This window comes from Actinoplanes derwentensis, assembly GCF_900104725.1.
GTDB lineage: Bacteria > Actinomycetota > Actinomycetes > Mycobacteriales > Micromonosporaceae > Actinoplanes > Actinoplanes derwentensis.
In genome coordinates this window covers 4,898,374-4,914,894 of the sequence record NZ_LT629758.1, presented here as the reverse complement: position 1 = coordinate 4,914,894, position 16,521 = coordinate 4,898,374, and the positions used below count along the sequence as shown (strand labels likewise).

At 69.8% G+C, this 16,521-nt stretch carries 14 protein-coding genes; 9 read left to right on the top strand and 5 right to left on the bottom strand.

The features are described from left to right. The first annotated feature begins 68 nt into the window (after positions 1-68). On the top strand, positions 69-818 hold the full coding sequence (locus BLU81_RS21845) for a S1 family peptidase (RefSeq protein WP_231954694.1): 750 nt from the start codon (positions 69-71) through the stop codon (positions 816-818). Positions 819-829: 11 nt separating this feature from the next. On the opposite strand, the gene BLU81_RS21840 is transcribed toward BLU81_RS21845, so the two are convergent. Further along, positions 830-1,903: a serine hydrolase domain-containing protein gene (locus BLU81_RS21840; protein ID WP_092546368.1), complete on the bottom strand. Its 1,074-nt coding sequence runs from the start codon at positions 1,901-1,903 to the stop codon at positions 830-832. 183 nt (positions 1,904-2,086) lie between these two features. On the opposite strand from BLU81_RS21840, the gene BLU81_RS21835 reads away from it, so the two are divergent. Continuing rightward, positions 2,087-2,812: a GbsR/MarR family transcriptional regulator gene (locus BLU81_RS21835; protein ID WP_092557449.1), complete on the top strand. Its 726-nt coding sequence runs from the start codon at positions 2,087-2,089 to the stop codon at positions 2,810-2,812. Position 2,813: 1 nt separating this feature from the next. On the opposite strand, the gene BLU81_RS21830 is transcribed toward BLU81_RS21835, so the two are convergent. Beyond that, complete coding sequence (locus tag BLU81_RS21830) at positions 2,814-3,926, bottom strand: lipase family protein (RefSeq protein ID WP_157751723.1); 1,113 nt, start codon at positions 3,924-3,926, stop codon at positions 2,814-2,816. A 292-nt stretch (positions 3,927-4,218) separates the two neighbouring features. On the opposite strand from BLU81_RS21830, the gene BLU81_RS21825 reads away from it, so the two are divergent. Further along, positions 4,219-5,595 (top strand): metallophosphoesterase, encoded by a 1,377-nt coding sequence (locus tag BLU81_RS21825; RefSeq protein WP_092546366.1) that lies wholly within the window; start codon positions 4,219-4,221, stop codon positions 5,593-5,595. Position 5,596: 1 nt separating this feature from the next. Here BLU81_RS21825 and BLU81_RS21820 read toward each other — a convergent pair whose 3' ends face one another. Beyond that, on the bottom strand, positions 5,597-6,328 hold the full coding sequence (locus BLU81_RS21820) for a rod shape-determining protein (protein WP_157751722.1): 732 nt from the start codon (positions 6,326-6,328) through the stop codon (positions 5,597-5,599). Between the two features lie 286 nt (positions 6,329-6,614). Between BLU81_RS21820 and BLU81_RS21815 the strand changes: the two genes are divergently transcribed. The 5 genes from BLU81_RS21815 (at position 6,615) to BLU81_RS21795 (ending at position 12,940) form a co-directional block, all read left to right on the top strand. After that, the gene (locus BLU81_RS21815; RefSeq protein WP_172890597.1) at positions 6,615-9,188 is read left to right on the top strand and encodes a putative bifunctional diguanylate cyclase/phosphodiesterase; all 2,574 of its coding nucleotides are present in this window, start codon (positions 6,615-6,617) and stop codon (positions 9,186-9,188) included. 167 nt (positions 9,189-9,355) lie between these two features. Next, positions 9,356-10,633, top strand: a complete 1,278-nt coding sequence (locus BLU81_RS21810) for an ABC transporter substrate-binding protein (RefSeq protein WP_092546363.1) — start codon at positions 9,356-9,358, stop codon at positions 10,631-10,633. After that, positions 10,630-11,535 (top strand): carbohydrate ABC transporter permease, encoded by a 906-nt coding sequence (locus BLU81_RS21805; protein ID WP_231954693.1) that lies wholly within the window; start codon positions 10,630-10,632, stop codon positions 11,533-11,535. Before BLU81_RS21810 ends, BLU81_RS21805 begins: the two co-directional genes overlap by 4 nt. Then, positions 11,532-12,371, top strand: a complete 840-nt coding sequence (locus tag BLU81_RS21800; RefSeq protein ID WP_092546362.1) for a carbohydrate ABC transporter permease — start codon at positions 11,532-11,534, stop codon at positions 12,369-12,371. Before BLU81_RS21805 ends, BLU81_RS21800 begins: the two co-directional genes overlap by 4 nt. Then, the gene (locus tag BLU81_RS21795; RefSeq protein ID WP_092546361.1) at positions 12,368-12,940 is read left to right on the top strand and encodes a hypothetical protein; all 573 of its coding nucleotides are present in this window, start codon (positions 12,368-12,370) and stop codon (positions 12,938-12,940) included. The genes BLU81_RS21800 and BLU81_RS21795 overlap by 4 nt, the downstream gene beginning before the upstream one ends. 167 nt (positions 12,941-13,107) lie before the next feature. Here BLU81_RS21795 and BLU81_RS21790 read toward each other — a convergent pair whose 3' ends face one another. Next, positions 13,108-15,135, bottom strand: a complete 2,028-nt coding sequence (locus BLU81_RS21790) for an AfsR/SARP family transcriptional regulator (RefSeq protein ID WP_092546360.1) — start codon at positions 15,133-15,135, stop codon at positions 13,108-13,110. Between the two features lie 34 nt (positions 15,136-15,169). Here BLU81_RS21790 and BLU81_RS21785 point away from each other — a divergent pair, with 34 nt between their 5' ends. Further along, complete coding sequence (locus tag BLU81_RS21785) at positions 15,170-16,033, top strand: alpha/beta fold hydrolase (protein ID WP_092546359.1); 864 nt, start codon at positions 15,170-15,172, stop codon at positions 16,031-16,033. A gap of 1 nt (position 16,034) precedes the next feature. Here the strand turns inward: BLU81_RS21785 and BLU81_RS21780 are convergent, their stop codons facing one another. Then, positions 16,035-16,466 carry an ATP-binding protein gene (locus BLU81_RS21780; protein ID WP_092546358.1) on the bottom strand — a complete coding sequence of 144 codons (432 nt, stop codon included), beginning with the start codon at positions 16,464-16,466 and terminating at the stop codon, positions 16,035-16,037. Positions 16,467-16,521: the final 55 nt, after the last annotated feature.

The following is a 16,521-nucleotide window of genomic DNA, read 5'->3' as shown; positions in this document are numbered from 1 at the left end:
GGGGGAGTAGGGTCACGGTCCCCTTTGGAAGGATGACGTCAGTGCGGTTACGTACAGTTACATCAGTGGTGACCGGTGTACTCGTCGCAGCGACGGCGACCTTCTTCGCCGTCGCCGGCACCGGCACCGCGAACGCCATCGCCAACGGCGAGCCGGTGGCCGAGGGCGAGTACCGGTTCAACGCCCGCCTGGTGATGACCGGCATCCCCACCGCCGCCGGTGGCAAACGAAACAGCGGCTGCTCCGGCGCCCTGATCGCCGAGCAGTGGGTGATCACCGCCGGGCACTGCTTCCGGGACGCCAACGGGGTCCGGGTGCAACGGCCGGTCGCCGATTCGACCGTGGCCACCATCGGTAAGGCCGACGTCAACGGCACCGGCGAGGGCGTCGCCCTGGAGGTGATCGAGGTCCGGCAGTCGACCACCGCCGACGTGGCGCTCGCCAAGCTGGCGTCCCCGGTCGAGGGCATCGAGCCGATCGCGATCGCGGACGCCCCGCCGGCGGTCGGCGACACGCTCCGGCTCACCGGCTACGGCTCGGTCACCAGCACGAACCCGGTGCAGGAGACCCGACTGCGAACCGGGCAACTGACGGTCCTCACCGTCGCGTCGAACATCATCGGGGTCCGGGGCGCCAGCCCGTCCCCCGACACCACGCCCTGTCCGCACGACTCCGGCGGCCCGTTCTTCGTCGAGACGCAGTGGAGCGACCCGGAGCTGGTCTCCATCGTCAGTAACGGGCCGTCCTGCCCGCACACCGCCAAGGAGAGCAGCGCCCGCGTCGACAACCTGAAGGACTGGATCACTGCGCAGGTCTGAGGCGCGCAGGTCTAAGATCCGCTGAAGACGGCCCTGACCAGGGTGTCGAGTGCCTGCGGGAAGATTTCGGCAGGGTCGGCTTCGGCATCGCCCATGGTGATCCCGGCGGTGAGGGTCCTACTGCCGTCGGGGCTGCTGTACATCAGTGCCCCGTAACCGCCCGGGGCGCCACCGTTGTGGTGGTAGACGATGCCGGCGTCGCCGAGGTCCTGGACGAAGATGCCGAGGCCGTAGTCGATCGGGCCGTGCGGCTCCCGCATCTCGTCCAGCAGCGGTGCCGGCAGGATCTTGCCGCTGTTCAGCGCCGCGAAGAAGAGGTGCAGGTCACGGGTGGTGGTGATGGCGGCACCGGCCCCGGGAAGCATGGACAGGTTCTGGCGCGAGACGTCCTGCACCTTCCACTCGGCACCGTCCTGGTAGCGGCAGTAGCCGTGGGCGTACGGCTCGGGCAGGTCCGTCACCGCACCGGCCAGGATCGTGTCGCGCAGCCCGAGCGGTCCGAGGATCCGCTGCTGCATCTGGCCGCCGAACGAGTCACCGGTGATCCGCTCGACCAGCAGCGTGGCCACGGTGTAGTTGGTGTTCGCATAGCTCCAGTCGGTGCCGGGCTCGAACCGGGCCGGCTTGGACAGTGCCAGCGCGACCAGGTCGGCGGCGCGGTAGGTGTCCAGCCGGGTGTCCACCCACTCTTTACCGACCGCCGGGATCCCGGGGGCGAAGGTGCCGTCCGGGTAGTACTCGCCGGTGTAGTTGAACAGCCCACTGGTGTGCCGCAGCAGCATCCGCGTGGTGATCCGCTCGTCCAGACCGAGATCGGTCAGGTGCTCGGCGACCGGTGCGTCCAGATCGAGCCGCCCGTCGGCCACCAGCAGCAGGACCAGCGAGGCGGTGAACGTCTTGGCGACGCTGCCCGCCCAGAAATGACCGTCGATCGACGGCGGAGTGCCGTCGCCCAGTTCGCGGACCCCGGCAGTGCCGGCCCACTCGCCGTGCTCATTGTTCACCCGCATCTGCAGCCCGGCGAACCCCGCCGCGACGAACTCGTCCACTGCCTTCTGGAAGTGCTGCCCGCTCTCGTTTCTCATACCGGAAACGCTACGTTGCCTTCAAAAATTCAACAACGACAACATTGCTTTCGGTGCGCGTACAAGCAGCTAGAGGCCCTGCAATCATTGCAACGGCTCTGTTCTCAATGCAACGTGGCGTTGCAATGGAGTGAGTGTGAACGCTACAGTGGAGGAAAGTTGCGGATCATGAAGGAGGCGGCAGTGCCGGGAGGCAGACTCACCCAGCAGGAGCGCCAGCAGATCACCGCGGGCCTGGCCGACGGTCTCGCCTACGCGGAGATCGCCCGGCGCCTGGACCGGCCGACCTCGACCGTCACCCGGGAGGTCATGCGCAACGGCGGCCCCACCGCCTACCGCGCCGAGCTGGCCCACCACGCCACCGAGCGCCGCGCCCGCCAGCGCCGCAAGACCACCCCCGGCCCGGCCGGCCCGCCACCGGTGCAGGGGCGGGACGCCGAGGCGGTCCGGGAGTACGAGGACACTTTCGCCACCGTCTTCATCCAGTCGGGCCTGCCCAAGATGACGGCCCGGATCCTGGCCGGCCTCTACACCGCCGACACCGGCAGCCTCACCGCCGCCGAACTCTCCACCCGCCTGCGGGTCAGCCCGGCGTCGGTGTCCAAAGCGATCGCGTTCCTGGAATCCCAGGGCCTGGTCCGCCGCGAAAGAGACGACCGCCGCCGCGAACGCTACGTGGTCGACGACGACGTGATGTACCAGTCCACGATGGCCAGCGCCCGAGCCACCGCCCACCTCGGCGACATCGCCCGCCAGGGCGTAGCCGTCCTGGGTTCCGGCACCCCGGCGGCGGCCCGTTTGGAGAACATCGCCCGCTTCGTGGACTTCGTCTCGGAATCCATCGGCCGAGCCGCCGACCAGGCCCGCGAGATCCTCCACACCAAACCGGCCGCGCCCCCGGAAGCCTGAGCTAGCCGGCCAGGTGCTTGCGGGCGAAGGCGATGTTGTTCGGCAGTGCCTGCGCCCACACGTTGTGACCGGTCGCGTATTGGCGGTACGTGACCTTCGCCCCGTGCACCAGCATTTCGGTGACCTGCAGATCGGTCAGGAACGGGAAGGCCACCACATCGAACCGGCCCTGGTTCACCAGCACCGGCGCGTCGTACCCGGACACCGGCAGCGTGGTGACCTCACGCAGTACCGCCGGGAACGGCCCGGTGTTCAGCGGCTTGGTCAGCATCTGCCCGATCGACACGCCCTGGGTGCGGGTGTTCATGTCGAAGTAGCAGAGTTCGTGCGCGTCGTCGACGACCGCGCGGCCGGCCGGCGTCAGGTAGGCGTCCAGGTCGAAGTCCGGCCGGGCGGTCTCCAGTCCGGCGAGGATGTAGGAGACGTAGGTGGTGTAGTCCGGCGCGGGCAGCGGCGGGATGTACGGCCCCGCGAGTGGGATGTAGCCCTCGACCTTGGTGGCCGGGGCGTCGGCCATGGCGGCGGCGAGCCGCAACTCCGGCGCCCGTTCCTTGGCCGCGGCCGCGGTGGCGAGGGTGGCGTGGCCGCCCTGGGAGATGCCGTTCACGACGTAACTACTGGACAGGGTGGGTGCCACCGCGCGGGCCGCGCGCACCGAGTCGATCACCGCGTTGGCTTCGGCGGTGGCGTCCAGATAGGCGTGCGAGCCCTCGGTGCCGATGCCGATGTACTCGGTGGCGACGAAGGCGAACCCGGCCTGGATCCACGGGGTGACGACGTTGACGTCCGCCGCGGCCGTCCCGTAGTCGTCGGTGTAGGCGCAGGCGTCGCCGAGACCGGCGGTGACGTGCGCGTTGGCCAGGATCGGCCAGCCGCCGGCCGGTGCCGTCCCGGTGGGCACGTAGATGGTGGCGAGCGCCCGGCGCGGCTGGTCGAGCGAGTTCTCGGTCCAGTAGGTGATCGTCGTCGCGGTGCTGCCGGGCGCCTCCTTGCCCGGCAGCGGCGTCGCACTGATCACCGAGCCCGGGGCGCCGGCGGCCGACGCCGGGACGGCCGTCCCGAGAACCAGGAGCGGCCCTACCACCAGCGGTACGACACGGCGGAGGGTAATCATCGGCATCACTCGTTTCAGTCCGTCCCGATTAGGTTAGGCAAACCTAACATTCAAGCCGATCGTCGGCGTTCGAGGGCCGGGCGCCGGGTCGAGAGAGGACTGTCCTGGCCAGGCGTTCCCTCGCGGTGGGGCGGAGACCTGAATGCGGATGACCGATCCCGCCTGGTGGGTGTGAGCAAAGTGACGGTGACCGGCTCTCAGGTTCTCGACAGAAAGGCGCTGGTAGGTTCCGCCTCGATCGAGGCGTCGAACGGGCGTCGTTCGAGGCTTGAGTTAAGGACGTCGGCTACCCATGATCGTATTTGCCGTGCTGGCGGTGGTCGCCGTGGTGGCGATCTTCGCTGCCCTCCACTGGTACCTCTGGCGGCGCCTGGTCGCCGCGAGCACCGTGCCGGGCTCGCGGTGGCGGCGGGCCGGGACGGTCTTCTTCGTCGCGGCGCCGATCCTCGCGGTGGGGGCGATGTCCGCCGAGGCGCTGCCGGTCCCACTCGTGATGAAGAGCGCGCTCGGCTGGCCCGGCTATCTGTGGCTGGCCGTCTTCATCTACCTGCTGATCGGCGTGCTGGTCGGGGAAGCCGTCCGGCCGCTGCTCACCCGGTGGCTGGGGCGCCGCGACCGGGCGGCCGCCCCCGAACCGGCGATGGCCGGTGTCGGCGGCTCCGTCTCCGGGTTCGATTCCCGTGCGGGCGACGGCGTTGCGAGCGGCGGCGACGTGGCCGGCGGCGATGCGGGTGACGGCATTGCGGTCGGCGGCGACGTGGGCGGCGGCTCCGCCGAAACGGGAGACGGCGTTCGTACGATCCCGGACGGCGCCCCGGGGAGAGCTTTCGGCACGCCGGCTCTGCTGTCACGGCGCCGGTTCGTGTCGCGGGTCGTCGGTGGCGCGGCAGCGGCGGCGGCCCTCGGCACCGTGGGACACGGGACCTGGGACGTGCTCGACGGCCCGTCCGTCAAACGGGTCATCGTGCCGCTGGCGAAACTGCCTCGCAGTGCGCACGGTTTCCGCATCGCGGTGGTCAGTGACGTGCACATCAGTGCCGTGCTGGGCCGTGGTTTCGCGCAACGGGTCACCGACACCATCAACGCCACCCAGCCCGACCTGATCGCCGTCGTCGGAGACCTGGTCGACGGCAGTGTCGAGGACCTGTCCGGATCGGTCGAGCCGTTGCGTGGGCTGCGGTCGCGGCACGGCACCTTCTTCGTGACCGGCAACCACGAGTATTTCTCCGGCGCCGACGAATGGGTGCGGAAGGTGCGCGAGCTGGGTTGGCAGCCGCTGGAGAACGCTCGTACCGCGATGCCCGGTTTTGATCTGGCCGGTGTCAACGATGTGGCAGGTGCGGACACCGGCGAGGGCCCGGATTTCGGGGCGGCTCTCGGGGACCGTGATCCGGCGCGTGCCTCGGTCCTGCTGGCACACCAGCCGATCGTCATTCACGACGCGGTTCGGCACGGTGTCGACCTGCAGCTGTCCGGGCACACGCACGGCGGTCAGATGTGGCCGGGAACGATCGTCGCCGCGGCGGCGAACCCGACTCTGGCCGGTCTGGAGAGGTACGGCGACACCCAGCTGTATGTGAGCCGTGGCGCCGGAGCCTGGGGCCCACCGGTCCGGGTCGGTGCTCCGTCGGACATCACCGTCGTCCAGTTGGCGTCCGGCCAGGCGTAGGTCATCTGGTCCGGATCGCCCGGCTGGGGTGGCGCAGGGCGGACGCGGCGGCCATGCGGGCTCCGTTCAGGGCCGCGGTGTGCGGTGACGCGGCGCGATGGACCCGCAGCCGCACGGCGTCGGCCAGGGCCTCGGACAGGCCGGGGTGGGAGGCGCCGTCGCCGACGAGCAGTAACCCGCGTTCGACGGCTTCGGTCAGGTTCTCGTCGGGGCAGGTCTCCCGCAGCTCGTCGAGGTGACCGGCGACCACGTCGGTGATCAGGTCGATGGTCGCGCCGTCGGTGAGGTCGCGGGTGCCGATGCCGGTGCGCCGGGCCGCCACCACCCGGCCGTGGTCGAGGAGCGCGACCTCGGTGACCTGGGCGCCGATGTCGGCGATCAGCAGTGCTCCGGCGGTCGCGCCGGCACCGATCGCGGCGGCGCGCACGCTGTCGATGAAGACGATCCGGCGGGGCGTCAGGGCGGTGTCGAGGGCGCGGCGCATCAGCGCCTCGTCGGCTTCGGTGCTGAGGACCGGACGGCAGGCGACGAGCAGGTCGGCGTCCGGGATCGGGGTCGGGTAGCGCTCGACGAGGTGGGTCAGCACGGTGGCGCAGTCGTCGACGTCGGTGACGCGGCCACGGTGTACGGCGGCACCGGTGGGGCCGCTCACGACACCCTGACGGGCGGCCCAGACTCCGGCGGTGTTGCTGCCGAGATCCACGGCGACGGCGAGATCGGGGGAGGGGGTCACGAAGGTGGTCCTTTCTGAGGAAAACGCGGGTAACAAAAAAGGGCCGAAGCTGTCTGCTTCGCCCTGGCGGTGGAACTGTCGATTACTTCTCCACCGGCGGGCCGCGATCGGGCACTGCGCAGTGGACAGCCCGGATCGCCGCCACGGTGGTGGCGGTGTGTGAGGCGGAACCCGGCACCGGCATACGGTCAACTTTAGGTTGATCAACGCAGAGATGCCAGGTGAATACGCTCAGGCCCGGCCCGGTTCCGTTCAATTACTCCGGGCGCCGGACGAATGGCAAGGTGTGATCGAGGCTCTGTGGGGTAGCCGGACGGTGCGGGTTCTGGCGCTGACGACGGCGGTGGCCGTCGCCCTCGTGACGGTTCAGCCGCCCGGATTCGTCCAGGTCACCCGGTTGTTGATCGCGATCTCGACGGCGCTGACCATCTACGTCTGCTTCCGGATGACGCGGCACCCGGAGTTCGGCGGGCAGTCCCGCAGGTTCTGGGAGCGCACCCTGTTCGCGATGAGTGCCATGACACTCGCGATCGGGTGTGACCTGATCTCCCCGTACACGACGGGGTCATTGGTCACCGGGGTCGGAACCGTGAGCCGGGTCCTCGGCGCGGTCGCGTTCGCCTGGGCGTTGTTGCGCCTGTCGACACATACCGACACCCGGGCTCAGAAGGTCGCGCTCTGGCTGGACATCACCACGCTCACCGCCGCGAGCATGATCCTGCTCGGGCACGCGGTCCTCGACGACTTCCTGAAGGAGCGCGCGAGTATCCCCCCGGAACCAATGGCGTTGCTGGTCACCAGCGGGGTGGGGGTCTTCCTGGTGGCCCGTCTCGCTCTCAGCCGCGGCTCGCTGCTGCCACCACGGGCTCTGGCCGCCACCGCGGTAGCGGCGTGTACGGGTGGCATGGTGCCGCCGATGGCGATGCTGCTGGGCTGGGGCGCCGGTGTTCCCGGTAGTGGACCGCTGATGGTAGCGCCGGTGATCGCCAATCTGGGACTGGTGCTCGCCGGGCGTTTCCAGCTCGTCGACGACCGGAACGCCGGCGCCGCTGAGCCGGGTGGAATCTGGCGCCGGGTCCTGCCGTACGCCGCAGTCGTCGCCGTTGATCTTCTGTTGCTCGCCCACGTGCACAGCGGTGACAGCGGTCTGATGGTGGTGACCGTGGGCGCGGTGTTCCTGACCGTGCTGGTGGTGGCCCGTCAGCTCGTCGCGTCCCGGGAGAACGAGGTGCTGGAGGCGCGGTTCCGGCTGCTGGTGCAGAACTCGTCCGACGTCATCTCGATCTCCGACACCGACGGCCAGGTGACGTATTGCAGCCCGGCGATCGGCCGGGTGCTCGGTCTCCCCCCGTCCGCGGCGATCGGCACGCTGGTCCCGGACTGGGCACATCCGGACGACACGGCCGGGTTGCGGGAGTGCTGGGAGAAGACGCTGAGCGGTGGTCCCGGCGCTTCGGCGACCTGCCGGATGCGGGTGCGCAACAGTGCCGGCGAGTGGCGCTGGATGGAGATCGCCACCACGAATCTGCTGCACGAGCCGAGCGTGGGCGGTGTCCTGACCAACAGCCGGGACGTCACCGAGACGACGCTGGTGCAGGAGCGGCTGAGTCACGAGGTGACCCATGACGCGCTGACCGGGATCGCCAACCGGGTGCTCTTCACCAGGCGGATGGAGGCGGCGGTGGCCGGTGGCGGGCCGTTCAGCATCGTGCTGATGGATCTGGACGGCTTCAAGGGCGTCAACGACACCCTGGGTCACGCCGCCGGGGACGCGTTGCTGATCGCGGTGGCGGAACGGATGACCGCGAGCGTACGGTCGACCGACACGGTGGCGCGGCTCGGCGGCGACGAGTTCGCGATCCTGTTCGACGGGCTGGTCGGTGATCCGGTGGACCGGGTCCTGGTCCGGATCACCGAGGCCCTGCTGATCCCGGTGCCGGTGCAGGAGCAGTTGATCTCGGTGCGGGCGAGTTTCGGGGTGGCCGACGCCAGCGGCGACGTGGACGAGCTGCTGCACAACGCCGATATCGCCATGTACGCGGCGAAGTTGCGAGGCGAGGGCGGTCACGTCCGCTACAGCGACGGCATGCGGATCCAGGGGCGGGACGACCCGGCCGGTCCGCTGCGCGCGGCGATCGCCGCCGGTGAGCTCGTGCTGCACTACCAGCCGGTGGTGTCGTTGCCGGGCGGGCGGCTGGCCGGGGTCGAGGCGCTGGTGCGCTGGCGGCATCCGGAGCGTGGCCTGCTCGGCCCGGGGGAGTTCATCCCGCTCGCCGAGGAGTCCGGTCTGATCGTCCCGCTCGGTGCCTGGGTGCTGCGCGAGGCGGTCCGCCAGTCGGCGCAGTGGATCACCGAGTTCGGGGACGCCGCGCCCGGCACCGTCGCGGTGAACGTGTCGGCGGCCCAACTGCGCGAGGACGGGTTCGCCGAGGTGGTGGCCACGGCGCTGCGGGCCGAAGGGCTTGCGGCGGCCCGGCTCTGTGCCGAGATCACCGAGAGCACCGCGATCGGTGGTGGTGCCACCGGGCGGAACCTGACGATGCTGCGGGAGATCGGTGTCCGGTTGTCGCTGGACGACTTCGGCACCGGCTCGGCCACGCTCAGCACGCTCGCCACCTGCCCGGTCGACCAGATCAAGCTGGACCGGTCGTTCGTGACCGGCCCGGACGCGATTCCGCAGGCGGTGATCCAGCTCGCGCACTCCCTCGGGATCGAGGCGGTCGCCGAGGGCATCGAGACCCAGGAGCAGGCGGACCGGCTGGCCGGGCTCGGTTACCACCTGGGGCAGGGCTTCCTCTACGCCCGGCCGATGCCGGCCGCCGAACTGGCCGCGAGGCTGCCGGCTTTCACCGTTGCTTGATCGTCTTGTATCGATACAGTGCCGGGGTGCCGGTAGTCGTTGGATAGTCGACAGGCATTGCGGACTCGTTACCCATAGATTGCTGATCATGATTGTGTCCCACGCCACTACATGTAACGATACAACCCCTCGGGAAAGCGCTTGCCTATGACTGTGGGGAGTTCGAGATGGTGAACAGGCGTCAACTGCTCATGCTCGGTGCGCTCGGTGCGGCCGCTCCGGCCCTGACCGCCTGCGGCGGGGGAGACGATGTCGACGGCACCGGTGCGGCGACGCTGAACTTCGCCTTCTGGGGCAACGACGACCGGGCCGGCAAGTACAAGCAGGCCATCGACCTGTTCCAGCAGCAGAACACCACGATCAAGGTGCAGACCTCGTTCGCCGCGTGGGACGTCTACTGGCAGCAGCGATCCACCGAGGCCGCCAGCTCCAGCCTCCCCGACGTGCTCCAGATGGACCTGGCCTACCTCGCCAAGTACTCCCGGACCCGCCAGCTGCTCAAACTCGACGACAACCTCGGCTCCGGCCTGAACGTCAGCGGCATCGACCCGAACATCCTGCCGGCCGGCAAGTACGAGGACGGCACCTTCGCCATCCCCACCGGCACCAACGCGTTCACCCTGAACTACAACGCCACCCTGCTCGCCGAACTGGGCGTGGCCGAACCCAAGGCGCCGCTGACCTGGGCGCAGTACCAGCAGTTCATCAAGGACGTCTCCGCCAAGGGCGCCGCCCGGCCGGAGAAGGTCTACGGCTCCTGGGACTACACCAGCGTCTTCTGGACCTTCCTGCACTTCGTCCGGCAGTCGGGCAAGGACCCGTTCAACGGCAACAAGATCAACTTCACCGAGGCCGACCTCACCGCCTGGTGGTCGTCGACGGCCCCGATGCGGCCCACCGAGTTGCTCCCGGCCAAGGTCGTGACCGAGCTCAAGCCCGTCTCACCGTTCGCCAAGAGCCGGACCGCCTCCGAGTTCTCCTGGGACAACCAGATCGCCGGATACCTCGGCGACGCCGGTGGCAAGGGCGAGTTCAAGCAGCTCACCCTGCCCACCGACAGTGGCACCAGCGGCCTGTTCTACAAGGCCTCGATGCTGCTGGCGGTGGCCCAGAACTCGAAGTTCCCGAAGCAGTCGGTCAAGCTGATCGACTTCCTGATCAACAATCCCGAAGTCGGCAAGATCTTCGGTACGTCCAAGGGCGTGCCCGTGGTCCAGGCGCAACGTGACGCGATCCAGGCCACCGGTATCGACGCGAACGTGCTGGCCTACGAGGCGAGCGTGAAGTCCTCGGTCGGGACCTCGCAGGGCGCCCTGCCGGAGGGTTTCGGCACCATCGAGACCGACTTCCTCACCATCTCCGAAGAGATCAGCTACGGCAAGGTCACCCCGGCCGACGCCGCAAAACGCTGGTTCGCCAACGCCGCCGACGCGCTGGAACAGTGACCGTGCCGGTCCGGGAACGCCGGCGGCGGGAGACCGTCGCCGGCTACACCTTCCTGTCGCCCTGGCTGCTCGGCTTCGTCCTGCTCACCGCCGGGCCGATGATCGCCTCGCTGTACCTGTCGTTCACCTCGTACGACCTGTTCAGCGACCCCGAATGGATCGGCACCGAGAACTACACGAAACTGTTCGCCGACGAACGGTTCCGGCACTCGGTGATCGTCACCCTCGGCTACGTCGTGCTGGCCACCCCGCTGAAACTGGCCGCCGCCCTCGCCGTCGCGGTGCTGCTCAACGGTGCGCGCCGAGGCCAGGGCTTCTACCGCTCGGCCTTCTACGCCCCGTCACTGATCGGCGCCAGCGTCTCCATCGCGATCGTCTGGAAAGCCCTGTTCGGCACCGAGGGCGCCGTGGATCAGATCGGGCAGTTCTTCGGCTGGAACTCCGGCGGCTGGGTCGGCAACCCGTCGCTGTCGATGCCGATGCTCGTACTGCTGTCGGTCTGGCAGTTCGGCGCCCCGATGGTCATCTTCCTGGCCGGCCTCAAACAGGTGCCCGCCGAGATCCACGAAGCCGCACTGGTCGACGGCGCGAGCCGCACCCGCCGGTTCTGGAGCATCACCCTGCCGATGATCTCCCCGGTGCTGTTCTTCAACCTGATCCTGGAGACGATCCACGCCTTCCAGATCTTCAACTCGGCCTACGTCATCTCCGGCGGCAACGGCTCCCCGGCGGGCTCGACCCTGTTCTACACGCTCTACCTCTACATGCGCGGCTTCGCCGATCTACGGATGGGGTACGCGTCGGCGATGGCCTGGCTGCTGGCCATAGTCGTGGCGGTCCTGACCCTGATCATGTTCCGCACGTCGAAGTCGTGGGTCCACTACGGAGGTGATCAGTCGTGAAGACGAACCGGGCCGGCAGCATCGGCTTCCACCTGGGCGCCCTGGCCGTCCTGGTGGTGGTCCTCTACCCCGGAGTCTGGACCATCGCGTCCTCCTTCAAACAGAAGAGCCAGATCGTCGGCAGCGCCAACCCGTTCACCGCCTCCCCGACACTGGACAACTTCCGCACGGCCCTGTCCGGGATCGCCGGCATCAGCTTCTGGCAGTTCTTCGGCAACTCCCTGGTGCTGGCCGTGTTGTCGGTGGTCACGATCGTCGTTTCCAGTGCGATCAGCGCGTACGCGCTGGCCAGGATCCGTTTCCCCGGCCGGGACCTGTGGTTCGCCCTGATGATCGGCACCATGCTCGTGCCCGCGCACGTGATGCTGATCCCGCAGTACATCGTGTTCCAGAAAGCCCAGCTGGTGAACACCCTGGTCCCGCTGCTGATCGGCAAACTGCTGGCCACCGACGCGTTCTTCGTCTTCCTGATGGTCCAGTTCATCCGCAGCATGCCCCGCGAACTCGACGAGGCCGCCCAGGTCGACGGCGCCGGCCACACCCGGATCTTCTGGTCGATCATCCTGCCGCTGCTGCGCCCGGCGATCGCCACGTCGTCGATCTTCGCGTTCATCTGGAGCTGGAACGACTTCCTCGGGCCACTGCTGTACTTGAAGAAACCGGACATGTACACGCTGCCGCTGGCTCTGCGCCTGTACATCGACCAGACCACCACGTCCGATTACGGGGCACAGATCGCGATGGCCGTACTGGCGCTGGTGCCGGTGATGTTGATGTTCTTCGTCTTCCAGCGCTACCTGATCGAAGGCGTCGCCACCCAGGGCCTCAAAGGATGAACGCGCGGTTCGCCCTGTTCGGTGAGGTCCTGATCACCGGCGTCGCGGTCACCGCGGCGTCACTGGGCCTGGTCACCGCCCTGCCCGCCGCGCTCGCCGGGGCCGCCCACCTGCGCCGCCACATCGACGGCGAGGGCGGCGGCCCCCAGACGGTGGCGGCCGACTTCCGCGAGGCGTTGCGGCGGCTGCCCGCGGCGAGCGTGGCCCTACCCGTACTCACCGCGCTGTTGACCTGGAACCTGACCTTCGGCCGTCAGGCCGGACCCGCGGCCTTCACCGCCTGCCTGATCATCGCCGCCGTCGGTACGGTCGCGGTGCTGCGCCTGGCCGGCTCGTGGACCCCGGCGGACCCGCCCGGCTCAGTGACGGCCATCCGCGCCGCGCTGCGCCGCACGGCCGCCGACCCGATCGGCAGCGCGCTGCTGGCCGGCGCCCTGCTCGGCGCGACCACGATCACCTGGATGCTGCTCCCGCTGTCCGTCATCACCCCGGGCCTACTGCTGCTCGCCTCCCTGGCCGTGCACCGCCGCCGCGCTGGGAGACACTTGCAGCCGCAAGAACAACGGTGATCGCCCGGGTCGCGGTTCCACTGTGATCTGAGTCGACCGTGATGGGGGATGCGGTGTCCGCACTCAGGAATGTGGCGGCCACTACCGAACAGGAGGAGACGACTCTCGCCGGCACCGTCGCCGCTCGCGCCGCCCCGCTCGGCTCACCGTCCCGGTGAAGGGGAGACTCAGGTCTGGTAGCGGGCGCGGAGAGCAACCACATCATGCGGTTTTCCAAGGGAGGACAGCGCCGACAAGTAGCCGGCGACCGGGCCCACGGTGAGCAGGCCGCTGGCGGCGCCGGCCCACTCCCCGGCCGCGGGGGCGAGCGCGGTCCGGGCCCGTACCATCGCGGTGGTGTCTCCAGCGGCGACAGCCGCCTGTGCGAACAGGCACCACAACGCCTCCGCGAGCAGGTCGGCGGGCGGGTCCGGCACCTCGGCCAGCACGGCGCGGCCGGGAGCGAGCAACGGGCGCACCCACGGTTCGTAAGGGCCCCACCCGGCGTCCGCGGCGAGCGGATCGGCCAGCGGAATTGCGAGCGGATCGGCGAGCGGAATTGCGAGCGGGACGGCCAGCGGATCGCGGCGCAGACGCAGGCCGAGCAGCGCCAACGGCAGCAGGCCCTCTCGCATGCCCGGCATGCCGGCCTGATCCAGCCGGGCCGACGCGGCGCGATAACCCGCCTCCGCCTCGGCCGCCGGAACGTTCGATGCCACGTCGGCCCGCAACGCGCGATACCACTGGGTGAACACGCCGACCAGGCCCAGCTCGTGCCGGTCCGCGAGGTCGTCGGCGGCCCGCGCGTGCCGGTCGGCGACGTCGAACGTGGCCGTCGCGCAGGCCGACTGCATCCGGATCAGGTGGCCCAGCACCTCCACAGTGGCCAGGCCGTGCGTGTTCGCCATGGTCACCAGTTCGGCGCCGATCGCGTCCCGGTGGGCCGCGCCGCCGGTGTGGTGGCAGCTCTGCATGAACGCGGCGTTCAAGGCGAACGCGAGCAGCGCCGGATCGTCCAGTTCCCGGGCGATCGCCTCGGCCTGCCGGGCACAGTCGCGCGGCCGGGTGTCGTGGGTGCCCCGCGATTCGAGGGCGATCGTGGCCAGCAGCCGGGCCCGTGCCGGCCGGTGACCGGCGGCCGGCAGGGCGGCGAGTGTCCGTTCCGCGGCGGCGACGATCGCCGCGGCCTGCCCGGGATCGTCGGAGCGGGGCCAGATCGCCGGCACGTCGTACGCGCCGATCACGCGCGCGGTCAGATCCGGATCACCGAGCTCCTCGGCAGCCGCCACCGCCGCGCTGCGCTGTTCCCGCGCCACCTCCAGCCCGTCCGGCCCGGTGACCGCCAAGTTGCGCAACAGCCCGACCGCGGACTCCAGCCGGGCCCGCGAACCGGTGGACAACACCCGGTCGTACGCCGCGGCGGCCCTGGTCCACACCCCCTCGGCGGGACTCTTGGTCAGGTGCGGTTCCTGTCGCAGGATGTCGGTCTCCAGCGTGCGCAGAGCCGGGCCGGGCTCCACCCCGAGCCGGCTGTCGAGCAGGTCACGGGCCCGGCGCAGCACCGACAGGGCATCACCCTGCCGCCCGGAGCGGTAGAGGGCCAGCGCCAGCAGCCGCCAGCCCTCCTCCCGCCACGGATACGCGGTGACGTGCGCGTCCAGATCCGGCACCGCCTCGGCCGGCCGGCCCAGCCCCAGCAGTGCCCCGGCCCGGTGCTCGACCGCCTGCAGGCGCAGTTCGGCCAGCCGGGCCCGGTCGGCGCGCGGCCACGCGACGTCGGGGAAATCGGCGTACGCGGGACCCCGCCACCACGCCAGCGCCTCGTCGAGCAGCGCCAGAGCAGGGCCGGGCTCCGCCGTACCCGCGCGGGTCAAGGATTTTTCGAACCGCCACGCGTCCACCTGATCAGAATCGGCCCGGATCGCATATCCCGCCCCGGCGGTCACCAACACCGTGGCCGGGGCCCGGGCCGGGCGGTCCGGCTCGATCGCCCGGCGCAGCGCCGCGACGAAGGTCCGGACGGCGGCGACCGCCCCGTCCGGCGGTGACACCCACAGGTCGTCGACGAGCGCGGTCACCGGCACGACCCGGCCGCGCGCCACCAGCAGCCGGCCCAGCACCGCCCGGTGTTTCGGCCCTTTCAGCGCCACCGGCCGGCCCCGCTGATCCTGCGCGGTCACCGGCCCGAGGACGGCGAACCGGATCCGGTTGCTCATTCGCTGCTCATCCACGGCCGTGACAGTTGATCCCATGAACTTCGAGTACACCCGAGTAATCGTCGCCGACGGCGTGGAACTGAACACGGCGGTAGCCGGCTCCGGCAGCCCGATCGTGCTCCTGCACGGTTTCCCGCAGACCCACCTGATGTGGCGGCACGTCGCCGCCGACCTGGCCGCCGACCACACCGTGATCTGCCCTGACCTGCGCGGGTACGGCGCCAGCGACAAACCGGCCGAGAACGGCCCGGACACCTACGCCAAGCGCACCATGGGCACCGACATCGTGACTCTCGCCCGGAAGCTGGGCCACGACCGGTTCGCCCTGGCCGGTCACGACCGTGGCGCCCTGGTGGCCGTCCGCACCGGTCTCGACCACCCGGCCAGCGTCACCCACTTGGCCTCGCTGGACGTGCTGCCGACGCTGGACATGTGGGACGTCATGCACGGGGTCAGCGCCGCGGTCGGGTTCCACCTCTACCTGATGGCCCAGCCGCCCGGCCTGCCGGAGAAGATGATCGCCGGAGCCCCGGACGAGTTCTTCGGCTACTTCCTCGACCTCTGGACCAACGACCCGGAGGCGATCCCGGCCGAGATCCGCGCCGCCTACCTGAAAGCCTGCCGGGAGGCGATCCCGTCGATCGTCGCCGACTACCGGGCGTCGGCCGGTGTCGACGTCGAACACGACCGGGCCGACCGGGAAGCCGGGCGGACCCTGACGATGCCGGTCACGGTGATGCAGCAGGACTGGGGTTCGCAACTCGGCTTCGACGCCGCCGCGCTGTGGCGGGCGTGGGCGCCGGACCTGCGGCACGTCCCGGTCCACTGTGGCCACTTCATGGCCGAGGAGGCCCCCGAACTGGTGGTCGAGGAGATCCGCGGACTGCTCACCCGCTGAGTCACGGCTGGATCGGGAACGTCGCCCAGATGTGTTTGGTGTCATGGGTGGCGTACCAGCCGACGTCGAGGGAGAACGAGCGGGCGAGCATCAGCCCGCGCCCACCGGCGTGCAGGGGACGGGTGCCGGCGAGTTCCGGGATGCTGCTCAGATCACGGTCGGCGACGTCGAGGACCAGGTGCTCGTCGTTGCGCAGCAGCCGGACCTCGGTGGGCGGGATACCGTGCCGGATGGCGTTGGTGGCCAGTTCGGTCGCGACCAGGGTGATCCGGTCGAGGATGTCCTCACGATCATCGGCGGCGAGATGCGGGTAGCTGGTCAGTTCCTGATGAAGTGATGCCCGCAACTGTCGCAATTCGCCGGCACTGGTCAGGGTCCAGACCCGAAGCTGCTCGGCGTGTGGTGGCTGCGGCGAGGTGCGAATTTGTTCCACCGCGGGTCTGTGCCCTTAAAAGTCGCCACTTATGCAGCGCCGCGGTTCCGGATCC